Annotated in this window: 1 protein-coding gene; it reads left to right on the top strand. The window is 46.4% G+C overall.

Features of this window, described 5'->3' with window-relative positions; genetic code table 11:
• The coding region (locus N2315_09205; protein MCX7829351.1) for a hypothetical protein at positions 1-250 on the top strand (250 nt) is incomplete at both ends.

Genomic DNA, 250 nt, shown 5'->3' with positions numbered 1-250 from the left:
GGGCTATTACGGGTACAATATTCCCCTAGAAGTACTTGCCACTGTGGATGCGGAAATTCAAGGGGTCTTTGTTAATTTGGGACGTTTTAATGTGTTGGGGCAGACCGAACGGTTTTCTGCCCGGGATCTTCAGGCTTTTATTGACCTTATCCAAACCGCAAAGCAAAACAACACCCCGTTGCCGGATGAAGTAAAATTTGGGGACGTGCAATTGACCGAAGGGCTCCTTAAAAAACTGTATGGGGCTTTT

It is taken from the genome of Thermanaerothrix sp. (genome assembly GCA_026417795.1).
Taxonomy (GTDB): domain Bacteria; phylum Synergistota; class Synergistia; order Synergistales; family Synergistaceae; genus Thermanaerovibrio.
The sequence above is the reverse complement of the archived record's forward strand: the minus strand, read 5'-3'. Positions and strand labels throughout refer to the sequence as shown.